The organism is Mangrovibacter yixingensis, assembly GCF_020523985.1.
In the GTDB taxonomy this organism is placed as follows: domain Bacteria; phylum Pseudomonadota; class Gammaproteobacteria; order Enterobacterales; family Enterobacteriaceae; genus Mangrovibacter; species Mangrovibacter yixingensis.
In genome coordinates this window covers 1,311,366-1,333,307 of record NZ_JAIVKM010000001.1, presented here as the reverse complement: position 1 = coordinate 1,333,307, position 21,942 = coordinate 1,311,366, and the positions used below count along the sequence as shown (strand labels likewise).

Annotated in this window: 17 protein-coding genes; 2 read left to right on the top strand and 15 right to left on the bottom strand. The window is 53.0% G+C overall.

What is annotated here, in order from left to right; translation table 11 throughout:
* Positions 1 to 5 precede the first annotated feature (5 nt).
* The 6 genes from urtA to LC084_RS06185 all read right to left on the bottom strand — a co-directional run bounded on the left by urtA (position 6) and on the right by LC084_RS06185 (position 9,652).
* Positions 6 to 1,277 (bottom strand): urea ABC transporter substrate-binding protein, encoded by a 1,272-nt coding sequence (gene urtA, locus LC084_RS06210; protein WP_226570282.1) that lies wholly within the window; start codon positions 1,275 to 1,277, stop codon positions 6 to 8.
* Between the two features lie 43 nt (positions 1,278 to 1,320).
* Positions 1,321 to 2,013 (bottom strand): GntR family transcriptional regulator, encoded by a 693-nt coding sequence (locus LC084_RS06205; protein ID WP_226570280.1) that lies wholly within the window; start codon positions 2,011 to 2,013, stop codon positions 1,321 to 1,323.
* Positions 2,014 to 2,068: 55 nt separating this feature from the next.
* Complete coding sequence (gene uca, locus LC084_RS06200) at positions 2,069 to 5,689, bottom strand: urea carboxylase (protein ID WP_226570278.1); 3,621 nt, start codon at positions 5,687 to 5,689, stop codon at positions 2,069 to 2,071.
* Positions 5,690 to 5,698: 9 nt separating this feature from the next.
* Positions 5,699 to 7,513, bottom strand: coding sequence for an allophanate hydrolase (atzF, locus tag LC084_RS06195; RefSeq protein WP_226570276.1), 1,815 nt, complete (start codon positions 7,511 to 7,513; stop codon positions 5,699 to 5,701).
* 476 nt (positions 7,514 to 7,989) lie between these two features.
* The gene (locus LC084_RS06190) at positions 7,990 to 9,093 is read right to left on the bottom strand and encodes a cobalamin-independent methionine synthase II family protein (protein WP_226570274.1); all 1,104 of its coding nucleotides are present in this window, start codon (positions 9,091 to 9,093) and stop codon (positions 7,990 to 7,992) included.
* 139 nt (positions 9,094 to 9,232) lie between these two features.
* The gene (locus LC084_RS06185; protein WP_226570272.1) at positions 9,233 to 9,652 is read right to left on the bottom strand and encodes a rhodanese-like domain-containing protein; all 420 of its coding nucleotides are present in this window, start codon (positions 9,650 to 9,652) and stop codon (positions 9,233 to 9,235) included.
* A 68-nt stretch (positions 9,653 to 9,720) separates the two neighbouring features.
* Between LC084_RS06185 and ftrA the strand changes: the two genes are divergently transcribed.
* Together ftrA and ydfZ are read left to right on the top strand one after the other, a co-directional pair.
* Positions 9,721 to 10,734 (top strand): transcriptional regulator FtrA, encoded by a 1,014-nt coding sequence (gene ftrA, locus LC084_RS06180; RefSeq protein WP_226570270.1) that lies wholly within the window; start codon positions 9,721 to 9,723, stop codon positions 10,732 to 10,734.
* A 1,420-nt stretch (positions 10,735 to 12,154) separates the two neighbouring features.
* On the top strand, positions 12,155 to 12,358 hold the full coding sequence (gene ydfZ, locus LC084_RS06175) for a putative selenium delivery protein YdfZ (RefSeq protein WP_226570268.1): 204 nt from the start codon (positions 12,155 to 12,157) through the stop codon (positions 12,356 to 12,358).
* 230 nt (positions 12,359 to 12,588) lie between these two features.
* Here the strand turns inward: ydfZ and LC084_RS06170 are convergent, their stop codons facing one another.
* The 9 genes from LC084_RS06170 to LC084_RS06130 form a co-directional block, all read right to left on the bottom strand.
* A complete protein-coding gene (locus LC084_RS06170; RefSeq protein WP_226570267.1) occupies positions 12,589 to 13,230 on the bottom strand; it encodes a glutathione S-transferase family protein in 642 nt (213 codons plus the stop codon).
* Between the two features lie 213 nt (positions 13,231 to 13,443).
* The gene (locus LC084_RS06165; RefSeq protein ID WP_226570265.1) at positions 13,444 to 13,662 is read right to left on the bottom strand and encodes a hypothetical protein; all 219 of its coding nucleotides are present in this window, start codon (positions 13,660 to 13,662) and stop codon (positions 13,444 to 13,446) included.
* Positions 13,663 to 13,688: 26 nt separating this feature from the next.
* Positions 13,689 to 17,078, bottom strand: coding sequence for an ImcF-related family protein (locus LC084_RS06160; protein ID WP_226570263.1), 3,390 nt, complete (start codon positions 17,076 to 17,078; stop codon positions 13,689 to 13,691).
* Complete coding sequence (locus LC084_RS06155; RefSeq protein ID WP_226570261.1) at positions 17,071 to 17,472, bottom strand: hypothetical protein; 402 nt, start codon at positions 17,470 to 17,472, stop codon at positions 17,071 to 17,073. The genes LC084_RS06160 and LC084_RS06155 overlap by 8 nt, the downstream gene beginning before the upstream one ends.
* A complete protein-coding gene (locus LC084_RS06150; protein ID WP_226570259.1) occupies positions 17,450 to 18,190 on the bottom strand; it encodes a hypothetical protein in 741 nt (246 codons plus the stop codon). The genes LC084_RS06155 and LC084_RS06150 overlap by 23 nt, the downstream gene beginning before the upstream one ends.
* Positions 18,187 to 18,444, bottom strand: a complete 258-nt coding sequence (locus LC084_RS06145; protein ID WP_226570258.1) for a PAAR domain-containing protein — start codon at positions 18,442 to 18,444, stop codon at positions 18,187 to 18,189. Before LC084_RS06145 ends, LC084_RS06150 begins: the two co-directional genes overlap by 4 nt.
* A gap of 51 nt (positions 18,445 to 18,495) precedes the next feature.
* Complete coding sequence (locus tag LC084_RS06140) at positions 18,496 to 20,814, bottom strand: T6SS phospholipase effector Tle1-like catalytic domain-containing protein (protein ID WP_226570256.1); 2,319 nt, start codon at positions 20,812 to 20,814, stop codon at positions 18,496 to 18,498.
* The gene (locus LC084_RS06135; protein WP_226570254.1) at positions 20,802 to 21,317 is read right to left on the bottom strand and encodes a DUF3304 domain-containing protein; all 516 of its coding nucleotides are present in this window, start codon (positions 21,315 to 21,317) and stop codon (positions 20,802 to 20,804) included. The genes LC084_RS06140 and LC084_RS06135 overlap by 13 nt, the downstream gene beginning before the upstream one ends.
* Before the next feature lie 69 nt (positions 21,318 to 21,386).
* Positions 21,387 to 21,917: a DUF3304 domain-containing protein gene (locus LC084_RS06130; protein ID WP_226570252.1), complete on the bottom strand. Its 531-nt coding sequence runs from the start codon at positions 21,915 to 21,917 to the stop codon at positions 21,387 to 21,389.
* Between the last annotated feature and the right edge of the window lie 25 nt (positions 21,918 to 21,942).

Genomic DNA, 21,942 nt, shown 5'->3' with positions numbered 1-21,942 from the left:
AAACGTTATTTACCCGTTGATTTAACAGGGTAATCCGGCTTGTTTTCATTCCCAGGGATATAAGGACTCCAGGGTTGTGCACGTACGGTTTTATCAGTCTGCCACACCACATTGAACTGCCCGTCACTTTCAATTTCACCGATCATGACCGGTTTATGCAGGTGGTGGTTGGTGGCATCCATCGTCAGTGTGTAACCCGACGGCGCTTTAAAGGTTTGCCCAGCCATTGCCGCACGCACTTTATCGACATCGGTGGTACCGGCTTTTTCTACCGCCTGTGCCCACATATGCATACCTACCCAGGTTGCTTCCATCGGGTCGTTAGTGACCACGGTATCGGCATTCGGCAAGTTGTGGGATTTAGCGTATGCCTTCCACTCAGCGACGAATTTTTTGTTGGTTGGGTTATCCAGCGATTCGAAATAGTTCCAGGCAGCCAGGTTCCCCACCAACGGCTTAGTATCAATACCGCGCAACTCTTCTTCCCCAACGGAGAAAGCGACAACCGGAATATCAGTCGCTTTCACACCCTGGTTTGCCAGTTCTTTATAGAACGGCACATTGGAATCACCATTGATGGTGGAGATGACCGCTGTTTTCCCGCCTGCTGCGAATTTTTTGATATTGGCAACAATGGTCTGGTAATCGCTGTAACCAAACGGGGTGTACACTTCTTCGATATCTTTATCCTGCACACCTTTGCTGTGCAGGTAGTTACGCAGGATTTTATTGGTGGTACGCGGGTAAACGTAATCAGTGCCTAACAGGAAGAAACGTTTAGCACCACCACCGTCTTCACTCATCAGGTACTGAACCGCCGGAATGGCCTGCTGGTTAGGTGCCGCGCCAGTATAAAAGACGTTGGGAGACATCTCTTCACCTTCATACTGCACCGGGTAAAACAGCAGGCCATTCAGTTCTTCAAATACCGGTAAAACTGATTTGCGGGACACCGATGTCCAGCAGCCAAACACCACAGCCACTTTATCCTGGGTCAGTAACTGGCGGGCTTTTTCAGCAAACAATGGCCAGTTAGACGCCGGGTCAACCACCACAGGCTCCAGTTTTTTACCCAATACGCCACCATGGGCGTTGATGTCGTCGATAGTCATCAACGCCATATTTTTCAGTGGCGTTTCTGAAATCGCCATCGTGCCAGATAAAGAGTGCAGAATACCGACCTTGATGGTATCAGCGGCATAAGCATTAAACGCCAACCCCATGCTGATAACGGATGCGGATAAGGCAAAAGCTTTTAACAGAGTACGACGGTGCATAAATTCACTCCTGATGAATAGAGGTCCGCGGCAATGCCGCATTTCAAAGCTTCTGCTGCCGTGCCTGGTGCAGCGTATGAAGCGTTATCGTACGAACTTCTTTCTGGCTTTGTGCAATATGCTGCTGTAGTCGGTTTTGGGCCTCCTCGGTTTCGCGCGCCATAATGGCCTGCAAGATGGCACCGTGCTCAGCGTAAGTGGCCTCGACACGGGGTGTTTTGGTGAAGTCCATACGCCGGACTATGCGAATTTTCTCTGTGACATCCCGGTGTACCCGAGCCATTTCCGGGTTACCCGCGGCTGCAACCAGGTCCATATGGAACTGTTCGTCGTAGCGGGCCACTTCCTGGCCGTCAGGGAGTGGTGGGGAGTCCGTCCAGAATGCTTTCAGCGCCAGCAAGATGTCGGGTTGGCTGTCTGGCGGCAGTGCGCATAAGCGCTTAACCGCTTCCAGCTCCAGTACCACCCGCAAATCGTAAAGCGACTCCAGGTAATCAAAATCAATGTGTTTTACCTGCCAGCCGCTACGGGGCTGGACTGCAACGTAACCTTCCTGCTCCAGTGCGTACAAAGCCTGGCGAACCGGGGTTCGGCTCGCGCCCATCCGCGCAGCAATTTCACTTTCACTAAAGCGGTCGCCCGGAAGCAGGCGAAAATCGAAGATATCCTGCTTCAGTTGGTGGTAAATCCGTTCCGCCTGCCCCTGGGCTCGTGGGGCTTTGGTTATATTTGTCATGTGGGTACAGTTCTCTTTTTTGCCGCGGGAAAGCAGGTACCCGCGGCGTATTCACTTAACTGGCGTTATCCAGCCAGAGTAAGGCATCGCCGGGAGCCACAGGCCGCCCTTGCTGGCAACTGATACGGATAACTTCGCCATCACAAGGCGCTTCCACCATCAGTTCCATCTTCATGGCTTCCACCACAATCAGTGGCTCGCCCTGTTTCACTTTTTGACCGGGTTCGACCAAAATTTTCCAGATATTACCGTTGAGGTCGGCGCTCACCAGGTAGCCGTCAACCGCTTCATCCTCCTGGGCGGAAACAGTTTCCGGCAGTGCTTCTTCTTCCATCTGGTTTTGCCAGTGCACCACTTCCGAGGCGAAAGCCGCCTGCTGGCGAGTGCGGAAATCTGCGATATCCTGTGCGTTATCTGCCAGGAACTGGGTGTATTCGGCAAAATCAAAGGTGCTCTGCTCAACACGCACGGTGGCAAGGCCTTCACGGAAAGCATCGCGGAATTCGGTAAGTTCGCTTTCGCTTACTGGGTAGAAACGCACCTGGTCGAAGAATTTCAGCAACCAGGGTTCATCACCAAACTGGCTGTTCTTCAGGAATTTATTCCAGATAGGTACGGTACGCCCCACCAGTTGGTAGCCCCCAGGGGAATCCATGCCGTAGATACACATATACATGCCGCCGATACCCACCGTGCCTTCAGCAGTCCAGGTACGCGCCGGGTTGTATTTGGAACTCAGCAAGCGGTGGCGCGGGTCTACAGGTACTGCGCAAGGTGCACCAAGGTAAACATCCCCCAGGCCAAGCACCAGGTAGCTGGCATCGAAAATAATGTTTTTCACTTCATCGCGGTGCGCCAGGCCGTTGGCACGCTGAATGAAGTCCACATTGTTGGGCAACCAGGGAGCCTGCTGGCGGACTGTCTGTTGGTAACGTTCCACTGCCCCCAGCGTGGCGCTGTCTTCAAAGGCCATAGGCAGATAAACAATCCGTGACGGAATGCGCAGTTTACTGACATCCCCCAATTGCCCTTCCAGCTCCAGCAACAGCGACATAAGCTGGCTTTGTGAAATACGCTGTGCGTCGTAACGCACCTGCAGTGAACGTACGCCTGGTGACAGCTCTTCGATACCTGGCTGGCCACTGGCGCGCAGGGCTTCCATCAGCAAGTGCACCCGCAAGCGCAAAGCGAGGTCGAGTACGTTATCGCCATACTCAATCAGGATGTAGTTATCACCTGCCTGTCGCCAGACGGCTGCGGGGATAGCACCTTCTGCCGGGTGTTCAGCAAGAATTGCAGCACTGCTGGTTTTCTCTGGTGTGATGGTTGGATGCCGGTCTGGTAACGCGTTAGCAGCACATAAATTCGTGACGGCCACCTGGCGGGCGATATCCAGTGACTGAGCATGCTCAAAATTGATGGCATGGAAGCGAATTTTATCTCCCGGCTTCACCTGGCCCACTTTCCACAACTCAGCACGAGCAATGGTGACCGGGCACACAAATCCACCCAGGCTTGGCCCGTCCCGGGTAAGAATAACCGGGAAGTCGCCGGTGAAGTTAATCGCACCAATCGCATATTCACAATCATGTACGTTGGAAGGATGCAGGCCAGCCTCACCGCCATCGGCACGGGTCCATTCAGGTTTCGGCCCCATTAAACGCACACCCAGCCGGTTGGAGTTGTAATGCACTTCCCACTCGCTGCTAAAAAAGGTTTCCATCGATTCGGGCGTAAAGAAATCGGGTGCGCCGTGCGGCCCATATAACACGCCGATATCCCACACGGTATCGTACCGGGGGATGAGGGCAGGCTCCGGCACCTGAGGCAGGCCAATCGGCGCTGGCGTGGTACAGGCTGGTAAATCGGGCTGTGAAATGGCCAGGGTATCGGCAACGCGTAACGTCCGGCCACCGTGGCCGCCAAATTGCCCCAAGGCAAAGGTTGAACGGCTGCCCAAATAAACCGGGACATCAAGCCCATTACGCACAGCGAGGTAAGTACGGCACCCTTCGCTGGCCCGGCCCAGTGCCAGTACCTGGCCTGCTTTAACCACTATGGGTTGCCAGAAAGCGACCGTTTTTTCATCCAGGGTTGCCGGGCAGTTTGCCCCAGTGATCGCAATGACTGCATCACAATGGAAACGCAGTGTCGGGCCGAGTAACGTAAACTCCAGGCCTGCTGCTGACGGGTGGTTGCCAACAATACGGTTAGCTAACTGAAAAGCGTAATCATCCATTGGGCCTGACGGCGGAACACCGATATCCCAATACCCGGTTCGCCCCGGATAATCCTGCACACTGCTCCAGGTGCCAGGTTGCACCACTTCAATAACATGTGGCTGCCACTCAACACTGTCCAGCAAGCGGGTCCACATCACACCGGCAGTAAATTCCGGCAGGGTAATAATTTGGCGCAGCCAGTCCAGGTTGGTGGCAATACCCTGTAACCGGGTAGCGGCCAGCGCGCCCTGCAGTTTTGCCAGTGCCTGGTGGCGGTCTGCCCCGTGCACAATAATTTTGGCGATCATCGGGTCATAAAAGGCGCTGACTTCACTCCCGGTAGACACCCAACCATCAACCCGAATTCCCTCAGGGAAAAAGACATCCGTCAACACACCGGGTGAAGGCTGGAAGTTTTTTAATGCGTCTTCTGCATAAACCCGCACTTCAATAGCCGCGCCCTGTGGTGCCCGTGCCATTGCCTGCCAGTCGGGTGCTTTACCCGCCGCCAGTGTGACCATTGCCTCAACCAGGTCCACCCCGGTCACCATTTCAGTAATGGGGTGCTCCACCTGCAGGCGGGTGTTAACTTCAAGGAACCAGAAAGCATCAGTGGCGGCATCGTAGATAAACTCAACCGTGCCCGCACTGCGGTAATTAACCTGCTGGCCAAGCGCTACTGCCGCGGCATGTAATGCCTCACGGGTGCGTTGTGGCAAATTCGGCGCGGGGGTTTCTTCAACCACTTTCTGGTTACGCCGTTGCAGTGAACAATCGCGCTCACCCAGTGCTACAACATGGCCTTTGCCATCGCCAAAGATTTGCACTTCAATGTGGCGGGCCCTGGCAATAAAACGCTCCAGGAAAACGCCATCGTCACCGAAAAATTGTGTGCCCATCCGCTTAACACTGGCCCAGGTTTCACTCAAGTCTTCGGGGGTTTCACAGCAACTTAACCCAATACCACCGCCACCCGCAGTTGTTTTGAGCATCACCGGGTAACCAATCTCTTGTGCGGCAATCAACGCACTGTCAAGGGTTTGGAGCAGACCGGTACCGGGGGTCATGGGTAAACCTGCCGCCTGCGCCAGTTCACGTGCCCGGTGTTTCAGGCCGAAATCGGCAATTTGTTGTGCAGTAGGGCCAATAAACACCAGGCCTGCTTCGTCACAGGCAGCGGCGAATTCAGCCCGCTCAGACAGGAAGCCATAGCCTGGGAAAATGGCCTGTGCGCCCGTTGCTTTCGCTGCCTCAACTATCTTGCCAATATCCAGATAGGTGTCACTGGCTTTCTCACCAGCCAATGCAACTGCTTCGTCCGCTTCATGCACATGGGGCGCATTACAGTCAGGTTCGGAATACACAGCAATACTGCGCACGCCCATTTTTTTTAATGTGCGGATTGCCCGGCAGGCAATCTCACCCCGGTTGGCTATCAGTACCGTGTTAAACATGCATCCTCCTCAGGCAAGTTTTTGATGAGCAAGCCAGGCGTTCCAGCCACCCCATTGCGTTATATCTGTGGCGGCACCCAACGCCTTAGGCTCACAGATAAACCCTTTCACGACCCGGCCATCTGCCAGCGTGATGCTGCCGATACCAAGAGGTGCCGGGACTTCAGCCACGAACTCGCCAAAGCGCGCCAGCGGTACATCCCATAATTCGACGATAATGGCATTACCCTGCTCTGCGCGGGCAAGACCGGGTTTTGCTGGTACCGTGCCTGCCAGGGCATATAACCGGTAGTCATCAGCGGTTGTTGTTTCTTCGACAAACACCGCATCACGCGTGGTGAGTTGGTGGTTGAGTGGCATGCCGCGCAGGTGCGCGCCCACCACTGCCAGGCGTACATAACTGCCAGGTAATGCCGGTGGGGTTGATGCGTGATGGGTAAACGGGCGGTTGGTTGCCCCCAGAGGAAGAGCCTGGCTCTGCTGCCACTGGCGGGCGAATGCAGCCAGCGCAAGGTCGTACCATGCTGGGGCAATAAGAGTAATACCAAAGGGCAGACCGTCCTGACGGAACCCGGCGGGTACGGCCAGCGCACTAAGATCAGCCAGGTTGGTAAAGTTGGTATAGGTACCGAATTGGGAATTGTAATGAACCGGTTCTTCTGCCATTTCAGCCAGGGTATGAATAGTTGGTGAAGTTGGCACCACCAGCGCATCAACAGTCGCTAATACTTGCTGAATTTTACGAGACAACTCAGCCCGCGTATATTCAGCCTGCCAGGCATCACAGGCAGTATAAGCTTTACCATTTGCGACAATTTGGCGCACGGTTGGGTCCATGGTTTCTGGTGGCTGGTTTAACATCTCCCCAACCGCCACTGTGCGTTCTGCCACCCAGGCACCGTAATAGAGTTGCTCTGCCAGTTGGCGGAACAGCGTAAAATCAATGGGAACCAGTTCCACACCCTGTGCGACCAGTTTTGCCAGCGCCTGTTGCCAGGCCTGCTCGCTTTGGCTGTCGCCATAAAATTCACACTGTTCAGGCACGGCAAAACGCGGAGTTGAACTGAGTTGTGCCGGAGCCGTTGCTGGATGAACGCGTGAGTAGGCGTCGTCGGCATCGTAGCCCCCAGCGACTTGTGCCACTTGCCAGGCATCGTCGACCGTCAGGGCAAAAACAGAGATGGTGTCGTTAAGGCGGCAGGCAGGTACCACACCTTGTGCCGAGAACCAGCCTTTGGTTGGCTTCAGGCCAACAATATTGTTGAAACCTGCTGGCACCCGGCCAGAGCCTGCGGTGTCAGTCCCCAGCGAAAATGCCGCCAGCCCACGCGCCACAACGGATGCTGAGCCTGAGCTGGAACCCCCGCTGACATAGTCTGGGTTAAATGTGTTAACCACAGCGCCAAAAGGTGAACGGGTACCCACCAGCCCGGTGGCAAACTGGTCCAGGTTGGTTTTGCCAATCACTACTGCACCCGCGCTCTTCAGGCGGGCAACAACAGTGGCATCGACTTCAGGGTGATAAAGGAACGCCGGGCAAGCTGCAGTGGTTGGCATCCCCGCTACATCAATATTGTCTTTTACGGCAAACGGCACGCCAAACAGTGGCATATCAACCAGTGTCTTTGATCCATCCGCCAGTGCATCCAGTAAAACTGCGCACTGGCTAAGAATGTCCTGTTCGCTGGCAAGATAGATCCAGGCGTTATCCGCCTTATCAAACTGTCTTACATAGCGTGGAAGAAGATCACTGACAATTTGCGGGTTTTGCGCGTACTGCGCCCGCCATTCCGCCAGTGTTTGCCCGTATTCAACTGTACTCATTCCTGGAATCCCATCTGGTATACAAGATGGAATCCCAGTTGCAAATGCAGTGCCAAATATTAATTATTCTTTTAATACAACTAGATAGATAAAATCACATCCCTTATCTGGTTGAAACACGGCAAGGAACTCGCTAAAACGCACCTCAATAGAACAAAGGCAGAGCATGAACGCCCTGGTGCTGTGCACTGTTCAGCAAACCATAAGCAAACTGGCTGAATAACTACCTGAACATTGGTATTTGCTTTGGTTGAAGTAGAGCCGGGAAGAGATAAGGCCCGTCTTACGGGCCTTCAGATTGATGAAAAAGAAAGGAAAAAACGTGGTTTTTCCTTCTTTTTAGTTAGCAGCCGAAAATCAATGAATTGATTTTCTTGGTTTTTTATTGGGTGACACCTTCTCGTTCTGTGCCAACATGAGGTTTGTTATCAGGCTCAAGGCCCGTCTTACGGGCCTTATTTAGTGAGGAAAGTGTATTACCAGACCTGGCTGGCAACACTGGCCACCAGGCTCACTTTCTCCCATTGCTGGGCAGAAGTCAGGTTGTTACCTTCTTCCGTTGAAGCAAAACCACATTGTGGGCTAAGGCAAATCTGCTCTTTAGCAACATATTGGGTTGCCTCTTCTATACGATCCCTGATTGCTTCAGGGTTTTCCAGTTCGCCATTTTTCGTGGTGATAAGCCCCAAAACTACCTGCTGGTGGCCGGGTTTAATAAAGCGCAATGGCGCAAAATCACCGGAGCGGTCGTTATCGTATTCAAGGAAGAAGGCGTCAACATTTACACTGCCAAACAAAACTTCTGCCACTGGTTCATAGCCACCTTCGGAGATCCATGTTGATCGGAAGTTACCCCGGCACACATGCAGACCAATTGTTAAATCCGCGGGTTTATCTGCCAGTGCAGTATTGAGTACACGTGCATAAATGCGCGCCAGTTCGTCAGGATCATCTCCGCGAGCGCGAATCTGGTTGCGCTGTTCGTCAGAACATAAATAAGCCCACACTGTGTCATCAAGCTGCAGGTAGCGGCAACCCGCTGCATAAAATGCGGCGATTGCATCGCGCCATGTGGTTGCCAGGTCGTCAAAATAGGCATCCAGCTCTGGGTAAACTGTGCGGTCGATTACGTCACGCCCACCACGAAAATGCAGCACACTTGGGCTGGGAATAGTCATTTTTGGTACTGCGTTGCCGCTGATACTTTTCAGGTAACGGAAATCTTCCAGCATTGGATGTTCGCCAAAGCCCAATTTGCCTGTTACCCGAATACCGTGAGCTTTCGTTTGCACGCCGTTGAACTGGATCCCATGGTCAGATTCGAAACGCTCAACCCCTTGTAACCCATCGAAGAAATCAAAATGCCACCACGCCCGGCGAAATTCCCCATCCGTTACCACATGTAAGCCACAGGCACATTGCTGTTCCACCACCTGGCGGATTGCATCATCTTCGCACTGGCGTAAGGCTTCTGCGCTGAGATTACCTGCGGCAAAAGCTTCGCGGGCCTGTTTAATGGTATCAGGGCGTAAAAAACTGCCTACTATTTCGGCACGAAAGGGAGCTTCAGGGCGCTGCATTGTCTTCTCCTTTCACGGGAAAGTTTCTTCCCGTGATAATTGTTATTGTGAACTACAGCCATCTGGATGGCTACATGTCCAGAATGATGTCATGCCCATGAAAGTACGACAAACGAGAAAATTTCACTCACCATGAAATTTATTCATGTTCGTTCGCACTCTTCGTTGCAGTGAATGCAAACCCTTCATCTTCCCACCCGGTCAAACCACCAATCATTATTTTCACGGGCCGGCCCAGCGCCGCCAGTTTCATTGCTGCCTGATCAGCACCATTGCAATGCGGCCCGGCGCAGTAAACAACAAACAGTGTTTCGTCGGGCCAGCGGGCCATAATCTCGGGCCGGATGTCGCGGTGTGGCAAATGAACCGCACCAGGAATATGCCTGCGCGCAAATTGTTCTGCCCCACCGACCACATGCAGCAGCACAAATTCTGGGTCATCCCCCTGAGACAACGCACTGTGTACATCCGCACAATCGGTTTCGAAATGTAGTTTCTGTTGAAACCAGGCCAGGGCCTGGCTGCTCGGAGCTGCCGGATATTGGGTAACGGGATTCATTCATGTTCTCCTGTGATGTATGGTATTCACAGATTGCACTTTCCCTTTAATCCAGGCCACGCCACTTCATGCCAAATAACGCACTGAATATGACAAAATCCTCACCGCAACAACCTCTTGTGGTTGTACTGGCTTACCAGGGGTTGTGTACCTTTGAGTTTTCTGTCGCGACCGAAGTATTTGGCCTGCCACGGCCAGAGATGGGTGACAACTGGTATCGCTTTGCTGTGGCTGCGCTGGATGAAGGTCCGTTAAGTGCCACAGGCGGCATTCGCATTATGGTGGATGGTGGCCTTGAACTGCTTGAGCAGGCCGATACTATTATCATTCCCGGCTGGCGTGGTTACGATGCCCCGGTTCCGCATGCAGTAATAGATGCCCTGCTCCAGGCTGCAAACCGGGGATGCCGCCTGATATCTATCTGTTCTGGCGTATTTGTGCTTGCCGCTACTGGGTTGCTGAATGGTGCCCGAGCCACCACACACTGGCGCTATGCATCTCAATTGCAGGCCCGTTACCCATCAATTCAGGTGAATGAACATGTGCTGTATATAGATGAAGGCCAGTGCCTGACTTCCGCTGGGAGTGCGGCTGGTATTGATTTGTGCCTGCACCTGGTGCGTAAAGATTACGGCCCGCAAGCGGCCAACCTGGTAGCCCAGCGGCTGGTTGTCCCCCCTCACCGCGATGGCGGGCAGGCTCAGTTTATTCCTGCTCCGGTTGCAAAAGAGTATGAAAGCAGCCGCCTGGGTGATTTGTTTGATTATTTGCACCAACATCTGCACTGTTCGCACAGTGTCGAGGCGCTGGCACAACGCTGCGGTATGAGCCCACGGACTTTGCTGCGGCGCTTTGCTGATGCCACAGGAACCACCCCAGCGCGCTGGCTTTTGCAACAACGGCTGCAAAGAGCCAGGCAGTTGCTGGAAGAGAGTGATAAGCCGGTTGAGTATATTGCACAGAATGTTGGTTTTGGCACCGCCAGCGTGATGCGGCGCTACTTTCAGCAATACCTGAATGTTTCACCGCGTCATTATCGAAAAACCTTTACAACTCTCGAGAAATTCGTTCACAAAGCCTAAGGTTTGTTTAATTTTCAGCCGATATAGTAACCAATACGGTGTTAAACCGTACCTGTATTCAAACCTACACCGGCTGGAGGCTTATCATGTCTGTTGAACTGAGTTATGTATTTGCTGCTGTCGTGCTGTTTGTCGGTGCAGGCGGGCTCGCTGCCTGCCTTAGCCACAAATGGAATGACTGATGCAACCTGAATCGTATTACGGTACTTAAACGCCCTTTACATTCGATGCAAAGGGCGTTTTTCATTCAGCCCCTTCCACTTACCCATTTGGAAAAATAGAGGGCATTGCATATTACTCATGGTACTGAATTAGTTTACTCACTTCGTGGTAGCCCGCCATAATTATCAATTAGTAATATTGGTTCGTTTTAGTTAAAAACACGATAAATCATAAAAATAAACTTAAAAATCAAAAGCAAAGCATAAATATTTTATTTGATCTCCATCACATATTTATGCTGCATAACTGACCATACTTTGTGCACTGGCTGATTTCTAGTTCAGCAAAAATATGCCACTCAACATTACCAAAGAGGAAATTACCATGGGTAGAATAAATAAGATCTTTTATATTTACGATGTTGCCCTGATCAGTGTTTCTATTGTTTGGGTAGCCATGTTATGCGAAACAGCCGTCGTTCATGAGTTTATCTACACTATGGTAAAGAATATTGATTTATGGCTAATAGCCTGATGAGTTTTAAGTATATTTTTCGCCGCGCCAGGTTCTTTATTTTACGTGATTTTTAATTTTCAGCCTGACTAATTATTACGCAAGCCATGTTTTGATATCTTTCAAAGATAATGGCATTTGAAATTTTTACACTGTGTCTCTTTATTTATTTTCGGCACTCTTAAATAACTAAAGAGAAGTAATAACTGAACACCAGACTGCCTGAACAGCGCCATCAACGCAATTTGATGACTATGAGTTATGTTAATTAGAGACATTAATTATAATATATTGAGTAAAGTTATTTTCTCGCTGTATTATTTATGTGAGGCAAAAAAAGTGACTTACTCTAATAGCGCAACAAATAATGTTCGCAAATGCTCTTCATAATTCAATTGCAGGTGCTGTCGGCCTTGCTCTGTGCGGTTGCTTACTTTGTTGGCGGCTGTGGTTTGCTGGTGTCGCTATTCACCTGAACTGGATTATTTCGAGCATAACTTTATCCCCTGCGGCTCCCTGCCAGGGGATTTTTTTCTTTCTTCCGCCAACATAATTCCAACCCAAAAAATCCTTGCATTGCTGTATTAACCATCAGACCGGGTTAATTATCACCCAATGAAACTTTTGACACAGGTCAATACACGGCCGATTTTGTGATTGATGTCGCGTTTTAACGCGCTCAGAATAGTGGCTGCCGATATATACCGATATCCGTTTTATCGCGTTTTTAGAGGAGAAAACCACAATGATGACTTATGACCGTAACCGTAACGTAATTACAACTGGTAGCCGCGTGATGATTAATGGCACAGGCCTTACTGGTGTCATTAAAGCAATTCATGCCGATGGGCTGAGTGCACGTGATTTACGCCGCCAGGCAACGGTAGAAGTGGAAGGCGCTGACGGCCAGTTCGCACCAATTGAACTGATTCGCCTGGGCATGCACTAATTTGTGGTGAATACTGTTGTGGCACCGGTTGCTACAACAGTATTCATGTGACAACACGCAGAAACTGGCAAAACGCGACTTGCTCTATTGTCTTTGTTGTTGCAACCTTGCGGTTTTAACGAGGCATTGAATTAAATGAGAAAATCCACTCTGGTTTTAATTGTTGTTGCTATTGCAGTTTATGCCTGGCAGTACCTGAAGTAACTGTAAACGCTTTTCTTCCCCCAAAACTACACAGCCCTTAACTCTTCATACGACACCTGCACATGGTCAAGCCAGGCCTTGCGCTGGTGTAGCCGCTGGTAACAGGCTTCGATTGCCGGGAATACCGGACGATCAATGGCGATATCATAGTAACGGTACAGTATGTGGCCGAACTGTATATCAGCGAGACTGAACTGGTCTCCCGCCAGCCATGCGTGATGTTCCAGTTGCTTTTCAGCGATTGCCATAAAGTGATGCAAAGTTTTTAGTGCCGCCGCAATAGCGGCTTCATCACGCTGAGCGGCAGGAGTGCGCACGACCCGCCAGAATACCGGTGCGGTAAAATTTAGGGCAATGTTGAGCTTTGCCCACTCTGCCCACTTATCAACCTGCGCCCTTTCCCGGTTATTTTGCGGCCAAAAGCTCTGCGCACCATATTCATAAGCCAGATAACGCAACACTGCGCCAGTTTCCCACATGGGCTCATTTTTGCCATCCTGGAGAACGGGTACTGTGCCATTTGGGTTCATCGCCAAAAAATCCGGGGTGTCGTTGCCGCCAAAGCGATGGCCAACATCAATACGGTTTACAGGTAAGTTGAGTTCACCAATACACCACATCAACGCCTGAACATTCGACGACGTTTTTCTACCCCATACCGTTAACATTTTTGCTCCTTAAAGCCGTTTATTGCACAGTGAAAATATGACCAATGACAAATATTTTTACTTTTTGTAACAGGTCTTAAGCTTACCTTAATGTTCAGCACGTAAAGTGAACAGTGTAGCGCGAAGGAATGCTGCCATAATCAAACTCAGTATTATTTGCGGGAAATGACGATGTCGGCATTTCCCGTTTTCTTTTCTGGCGTGCTTTGCGGTTTACTCACGCACTACCAGCGCGGCCTGAATCGCATCCGCCAGCCCGGCGATATCCCGGCTTACCGATACCAGATTCAGCGCTGTAGTATTCTCTGGAATATTGCCGGATTCCCCTGAAACCACACTGGTTGCCCGCACCAGTTCCAGTGCCGCCTGCACGGCCAGTAACCGCTGCTGTTCCGCCTGCGTTGGCCGTGGCCCAAAATAGTTGTCTAACACAGTGCCTCCTGTTTCTGGCTGTGGTTTTACATGACCGGGTCAACAATAAAGATATTTTCAGGTAACTGAAAGCGTCTTAAGGCTAACAGTGCCAGCGGCCCTTTGCCCACTTGCGAACGCAGCACCCACTGTAATTGCACGCCATCCGGGGCAATAAATGTCAGCAGCCAGCGGCTGTTATCCAGTTGTTCATATTGCCCCGTTTCCAGCCAGCGGAGTAACCCCCAGCCACTAGGGTAATCGCCATATAACCGGTTTCCCGCACCGGTGCGGTGCCATGTCAGTAAGGTACCGGGTTTGTAGGTTTCGCCGGGCCAGCGAAATAGCTGCCAGTCTGCCTGCTGGTTAAAATAGTGCAGCTTTTGCCCGTCAATATTAAGTTGCGTTTCCACCACCCCGTGCGATGGCCTTGCCTGGAGTTCAAACTGAACGCCCTGGCCTCCATCAATAAACAGAATATCGGCTATCTCATTAAGCTGGTTAATTGCGGCTAAAAAATCCGGATTAATGCGAACAGCCCGGGAGTGCACCGGGTTAAGTACCCAGCGGCGGCTTTCAAGTTTCACAATGCCACCGAGTTCATCGGCCACAAAACGCGCCAGACGCCCGGAATCTTTACGAATAAAGTCTGCCAGCGCGGGCAATGAGGCTTCACCCTGAGCAGTGGCGAAAGGGTAGCGGCCAGAGAAAGTAGCCTGCCATTCTGCCCGCACCGTGCGTTGCCATTTATTATTTAACCCGGCGGCAGAGGGCTGCAAAATACTGTTCCATGCATCATTCATTGGCCCGACAAAAATAGCCTCACCAAACCCTTGCCACTCTTGCCCAAGGCTTGCAGCAAGCAAGTTGCTGTACTGGCGTGTTTCAGTGAAGTCGTGCGGTTGCCCCTGAAACAGGGTTTGCGCAAGCAATTGCATACTCTCCTGGGGGTTGTGCGTATTGATAATTTGCTGCAAGTGCAGCCTGATTCTGGTCACCTGAGTTAGCCACGCCTGTACACTCAGTGGCTGATTCCCCGTGTCGCCATAAGCCCGGGTATTAATACCCATCACCTGCAATATGGGCCTGAAGTGTTGTTCGGCACCGCCTGTAGGTAACTGCCGAAGTGTATCAATAGCCACAGGCTCCTGGCCGCCCAGTTTTTCCATTGTGGCCTGAATCAGTGTATCTGGCAGCGAGCGGTTGATTTGCCCGGTTTGCCCCTGAAACGCGAGGGTATTCAGTAACGCAATCACCGGGGACTGGCGTACATCACTTATCAGTGTTAGCTGGTCGGTTACTTCTGATACCGTTCTGGCGGGCTGGCGTTGCAGGTTATTAAGAAAGTGCTGCCAGGTGCCGGCGAAATCAGCGAAGTAACGTGCTGACAGGCTGGCCTTAAGCGCGTCTGCAGATACCGCGTCTGCGCTGGCAGAAGCGCTGCTGTCGCTTAGCACCCAGTCAATTTCTTCCTGCCGGGCCGTTGCTGCACGCGCAATGGCCTGCTGAATACTGCCCTCCCACGCCTGGCGGGTAAATACACCTGGCACGACTTCATTGGAGACAAACACACGCCGGGCATCCGTGCCCTGTGCCATGGTTTCCAGTGTCTGGTCGGGGTAATTGGCGCGGGCATTGCTGATAATCTGGTTATAGAGGTTTTGTTCCGCGCTCTGGTGCGCTAACTGTTGCAATAATGCTTCACGTACTTTGGCAACCAAAGTGGTGTCCGGGGAGATTTTCCACTGAGGCCATTGTGCTAAATTCGCCATATAAAAGGCCCACAGATCCGGAGCCAGTGTTTCCCACAGCGCGGGAGCTATTCCTTCCGGCGCACCCGAGAAGGATTTCAGTGTGTGGGTATAAAACTGGGCGTCGGCTTTTTCTGGCATCGCCATCATCAACCAGGCTTTAAGCTGGTTGTAACTCTGCCCGGCAAGTGCGGTTCTCCGTGCACTTTCTGGCGGAATTTGGATAAATGCCTGTAAAGGTTCACGTAACTGGCTGGCGGACTGGTCACGCACCTGCCTGTTGTAGGCGGTGATATACACAGGCATCAATGCACCCAGTATACGCGGATTAACATTAAACCCACCAGGCAGGTACCACAGAGAAAAACGGCTGTTTTTATTCTGTAGCCATTCGATATGGTTACCCAGTGCGTGTAATGCCACCAGTTGCTGGTCGGGTGTGGTTGCCTGAGATTCCAGGGCCTGAATACGTTGTGCCGTGGCTGCCACTGCATGGTAATTCACCATAAATGAAACCAACAAGCCAACGCCCCAGAGTGCCAGCAAGCCCACCAGCCCGGCCGCCACACCCGTGAACCAGGCATTCCTGGGGCGCAGCCCTTTGGTATGGCGGCTTGCCGAAATAAGCCCGGCAAGCCGGGGTGGTAACACCAGCGCATGAGTGAAAACCGCCAAAGCGTTGCTTTTCACCCCGCTACCTTCCGGTACAGGCTCATTACAGGTGACCAGGCTGAACATCAACCCGCGGAGCGGAACCCGTGGCTGGGAGGCATACAACCAGGGTTGCAACTGCTGTTCCCAGTGCGCAATGCCGCCATCCTGCAGTTGCTGGCTAAGGCGCAACAGAAAATCATGATCCTGGTTTTCAGATACCTGAAGCATTCCCTGAGCACGCAGTACCGGGATCAGATTTTCCAGACGAGTGCGGACTTCTTGCGCGGTTGCCCGTGCCGTGAAGTAAGTGGCGACAGGTTGCTCCTCTCGCCCGCTTTGTGGCCATTTGCTGGCACATAACTGCCATAACCAGACCGGAGGCTGGTAGCGCAGAACCCGGCCAATTTCTTCCAGCATACGCAAATCGTTGTCACTGGCCTGTGGTGATAATTGCGCCTCCACACCCAGCACACGCACAATGCCATCCAGTGGACGCAAGCGCCACAACCGTTGCACAGCGGCAAGGGGCGCCTCATACCCATGCGCACTGCCATCTCCCCCATAGATAAAAACGAGGTGCTCACTTTCAAGCCAGGTTTCCGCCACCAGACCTGGCAACAATTGTTCCACCGCGTTGTTATCACCGACCACCAACACCAGGCGAACAGAAGAACGCCACCACAGGCGGTGGCGCATTTTCAGCCGGTGGCGAATTTGTTCAGCAAGACGCGCACCGGCTCCGGTGGCTGCACTGAGTGGCGCAGGCTGAAGGCGAGCAGCCTGCCTGATGCGAACCAGTTGCCTGAGTTGCATACCAAGCCATGCCAGAACCATTAGCGATAACATTACCAGTAGCAGCAACCCACTGCGCACCACCACAGAAATGATCACGCTGGTTTCCTGCGAGGCATCTGTTGCGAAATACCAGTACAACACACCGTATAAAAACGCCACCAATACTGCCAGAGCGACCCCAACCGCCACGGTATACCAGCCAGAATGGCTGCGCTGATTTGCCTTGCCCTTATCCATGATATTTTACTATTCCCAAAGTGAGTTGGTACTGCGGGTCGGTGGCAATCCAGCCACACGAGGTTTGTTGGTGCAGCGCCAGTAACGCGGCGAGTGAGACAGCAATCAGTGGTTCATTTTCCCCGGTTTGCCCCCAATATGGGTCCTGCACATGCCGGGAAAGGTTCCAGCCGCAATGCGCAAAATCCGGGTGTATGGCTGGTGAAAACAACACGCAGTGCTCCGGTGGGTGCGTTAACCCGCTTTGTTGCTGAGCCTGCTGGCATACCTGGCGTGCGTTATGTTTGCCTGGAGAAAACACCTCGCCCCGCGTCAGGGTTACTGGCCCTTTGGCGGCGACTTTCCAGAGCGACGCAGACTCACCGGCAGGCTCAGTGCTGCTGCCTGCAGGCACTGAAAGGCAACCGGCAACAAGGAACCATTGCTGATTCTCTTCTGCTGTTAATGCGAAATGGGCAGCCAGCTCTGCCAGTGTGTTCGCCCCTTGCCAGGGGTTCCGGGTGTTCGGGAAGGCGGAGTGACGGAAATAACAGGCCCACTTCTGCTGAAAATGCCTGCCAGGCAGTTTCACTCCCCTGCCAGTAGCACGATGTGGGTGGCAGGTACAGCTGATCACTACACTGGGTATGCCACTGGCGTGCCAGCATCTGCGCCAGTTGGGTTTCCCGTTCACAAGGCCGGGAGGAAAACAGCAGGCCATTAGTTATTGCGCTACTGCGGCCGGTTGCCAGGCCAGGTGGCTGGTTCAGGAAACCTTGCCAGTCTGCTGGTGATATCCCGGCCGGGCCAATCAGGACGACATCCTGTAGAGCAAAAGTTTGTGTGTGGTGTTGCCACCAGGCAGCATATTCCTGGTCTGTGCGATACTGCCAGTCCGCCTGTAGATGTAATGAAGTGCGGTAATACAGTTGGCGGGAAAGCCAGCACAGCAGAACAAGCGCACTGGCAAAGCTTGCGGTAACCACTAACAATGTAGAACTGCTTTTTTCTCCTGCCAGCACCAGACTTAGGGTGACAGACAGCAATACCAGCGCCATACCAGCCAGCGCCCAGCGGCGGTTTCGAGGTGGAGAGGCAGCCCGGAGTGCGGGAGCAAACTGAAACGCCCTCATTGTGCACACCGGCAATCTGGAGATGAGCTGACCAGGGTGCAACCACAGGTACACCGGTGCCCATGTAAGGCTATTGGTACGCCATTTAATGTGGACAGCGTGCTGCCTTCAGCAATCACCGTCAGGCCATGCCGGTTACACATTACCGGGTCGCCCACACAGGCAATCCCTTTGCCAAAACAGAGGTTATGCCCGGCCAACACTCTGCCGCCATACTCGAGTAATGTGTCATCCTGGCGAACGATATGCCGCATTTTCTTCCCTTTTTATCTGTTGTTCAGTCCGTTTCTGGGCAGCCGCAGAAGCTACCCGATAAATTTCGCGCCAGCGCCAGTAATATGCCCGGCAACAGCCTGCATCCTGGCGTCGTGCTCTTCCTGCATCAGCCGGGCATGCCACTGTGCCGCCAGTTCATCCGGGTGGTCATCCGCAGCGAGCAGCTCGGTGTCTTCAATCACGGTGTATTCGCCGGTCGCCAGGTCTTTTATTTGGTGCCGGTCGGCAACCTGGCCGCGGTTATCCCAGGAAATCACGGTATATTCCACCGCCCGGCCCGGTTCACCCGCGCCAACTACCCGCCCGTCCTGGTAAATCAGGCGTAAATGCTTGTTAGCGCGCTGCCCAAAGAACAGCATCCGGTAACGGAAATAGTCACCCCATGGCTCCCGGCTGCCCAGTTCACTTTGCATAAACCAGGCCCGTGAGTCATGAATGTGCTCGTCATACAGCGCCAGTAATTCGGCCCCCGGCATCTCACGGGTTCCGCTGCCCAGTTCATCAGTAAACAGTTGGTGGTACAGCCCGTCACCGGCGGCTTTCATTTGGTCGTACTCCGCTTTTTCATCTTCTCCTTTGAGCATAAATACCGGGTATTTCAGTACGCCATCCAACATGAACTGCCGGGTTTTACTCCGATAAGTGCCATTCATAACCCGGTACCACCCGCGGTAATCGTGCTCAAATTCCCGTGCGGCTTCTCGCAACTGGTGCTGTGACTGGGTGGGTTCCCATTTATTGCCTGGCTCCATTTGCCTCTGCCAGCCAGCCTCTTGCCGGTTCACCCGGTTACGCGCCTTGCGCCTTTGCTGCTCACGTTCTGCCTGTGCCTGCTGAGCCTGTTTTGCCTGCTCCGCATTATGCTGAGGCGCCTGTAGGAAAAAGGGTTGTACCAGCAGGCTGTTACGGGCATAGCGCCCAATGCGCCAGGCGGTTATCCAGCCCATTTGGTTATTCAATACGTTTTCCAGCACCCGCGGCAGGCGGTAAGGTTGCCAGGCATCTGCATGATCACTGGCAGGCGGGGGGGTATCGGGTAAGGCAGCGGTTTCCAGCAAGGTTGCGCGCCAGAGATTAAAGCGGCGGATGGTTGAACCAGCCACACTAAACTCGTTGCTAATCTCAGGTGGTATTATTCTCAAAGGCTGAAGAGAAAGTATTAACTGGGTAGCCATCTCTGGAAATACAGCAAGAGGTGCACCGGCAGCAAAAGCCGCCCGGTATAAATCATGCAGAACAATTTGCGATAACAGCTCGCCATCTCCGCCGCGCGCTTTTCCCTGGTCGCCGGGCGGGTAGCCTCCGCCAACATCGGAATGCATTCCGGGGTAAACCACTTCACGGGTGGCCTGTGGGTAACTGCCATCCGCCCGGCGCACTGAATCCAGCGGGAAGCTCTGGCGTTGCTCATGGGCTGCCACAAAGTGGTCACAGCGCCGCACATAGCCTGGGTAGCGCACTTCATCGGGCAATTGCAGGGTGTTATTCGCCCAGCCCATATGCCCGGTAGCGCCCGGCACCAGATCTGCCAGGCCTACCGATGCCACGGTGTCCAGCAACCCGAGGTAATGCACCCGTACCGGCAGCCCCAGCAGTGCCATTTCTGGCGTTTCACCTTCTGCCGGGGCAGTAAACAGCTCTGCCAGCCAGTTAACAAAGGTGCGCGCACTGGCGGCCCCGCGGGAAAAACCGTAGACAAACAGCTTAATTGCCAGTGGTTTTGGGCGCACCAGCGCCACCCGCTCACGCAGTGGTGCCAGCAGGTTATTTATGGCAATACGCCGGTTAACTTCACCGGTTATTGGCCAGTGGGCGCGCATCTGCGCTAACTGGTTACGGGCAACGTCATCATTCAGGCGATCGCGCCCGGGTGTCAGGGTGTACATCAGCGCATCCACCAGGCGCAACAGCGCCCAGTTAATACGGTCTTCGCCACCCCGGGCAAAGGCCAGGCCGGCAGAGCTGTAATCAAACTCGTTGATTTCCGGAAATGGCGTACCCACACCGGGCATGTAGTAACGGAAATAGCCTCGTTCAAATATTTCGGGAGTGGCATGAAACAGACGGGCAATATTTGACGGGCTGGGGGGCTGGGCTACGTGAGTATCGTGATACTCATTGTTTCCGGTGCCATCAAAAAACAAGCTGATATGCAGGCTCTGGCAGCACACTGGCATTGCCCGCATTCCCTGCTGCTGGTTAACGGCCTGGCGGTGGAGCTGTTCTTCCTGCACTTGTAGCAAGTAATTGCCATTAACGGTCTGTGGCAGTAATGCCAGCCGCCCTGTTTCCGGAAAAGCCGGTGGCGCCCAGCAGGGCTGCGCACCCTGGTGGTTTAAATTGGGCATTGGGTAGGCTCCGGCAAATTACGGGGTTCTTTAATCGGGTAATCCGGTGTGCCATAACCCATACACACCGTGGTCACTTTTACCTGGTTACAGGGCAAAAAATGCACCGTCATACCACAACGCTGTTCCCCATATTCCGGTACCGGTACCACAGCACTGTGGCGGCGGTATTGTGCTGCATGCCGGGCATAGGCTTCTTCTTCATATCCGAACCCCTCCTTTTTAAGAGGAATGATGGCCCTGGGATTGGGATCCACCTCCCACTCAACCAGTGCTTTCATTCCCGGTATCCATTTGCGGGGCAACAGCACGCAGCAATACCCACCGCCATCGCCATAAGCTGCAATATTGGGGCCGCCATAACCATTAACTTTCACAAAGTTGATAACGTTCGGTGTGTGGTTTATGCCCCGCAAATCCCCGGCGGTATAATCGCCATAACCGGCCCCGGCACAACCGGCCAGTAACCATAACGGCACCAGCCACACTATTTTTTTATTCATCTCCTGCTCCTGTTGTTGTTCACTGCCCTGTTTGTTCCCTGTGGGATAAATCCCGTTACTGCCCGTTGCTTATCCATTACGCACTGCGGTATTAACTGCTGCGGCCACCGGGCAGTTTTCCGGCTCCGGCATATTTAACGGCTCTTTAATCGGGTAATCCGGTGTGCCATAACCCATACATACTGTGGTCACTTTTACCTGGTTACAGGGCAAAAAATGCACCGTCATACCACAACGCTGTTCCCCATATTCCGGTACCGGCACCACGGCACTGTGGCGGCGGTATTGTGCTGCATGCCGGGCATAGGCCTCGCGAAAAAGATCTGTTCCCAACGGGGGTAATATTGCATAAGGATCCGGATCCACCTCCCACTCAACCAGCACCTCCATTCCCGGGATCCATTTACGGGGCAACAGCACGCAGCAATACCCTCCTCCCAGACCGGGTGCCGAATAACCATTCACACCGAATCTGTTAATTCCCTGGCCGGCGACATGATTTTTTGCCCGCAAATCCCCGGCGGTATAATCGCCATAACCAGCCCCGGCACACCCGGCCAGTAGCCATAACGGCACCAGCCACACTGCTTTTTTATTCATCTCCTGCTCCTGTTGTTGTTCACTG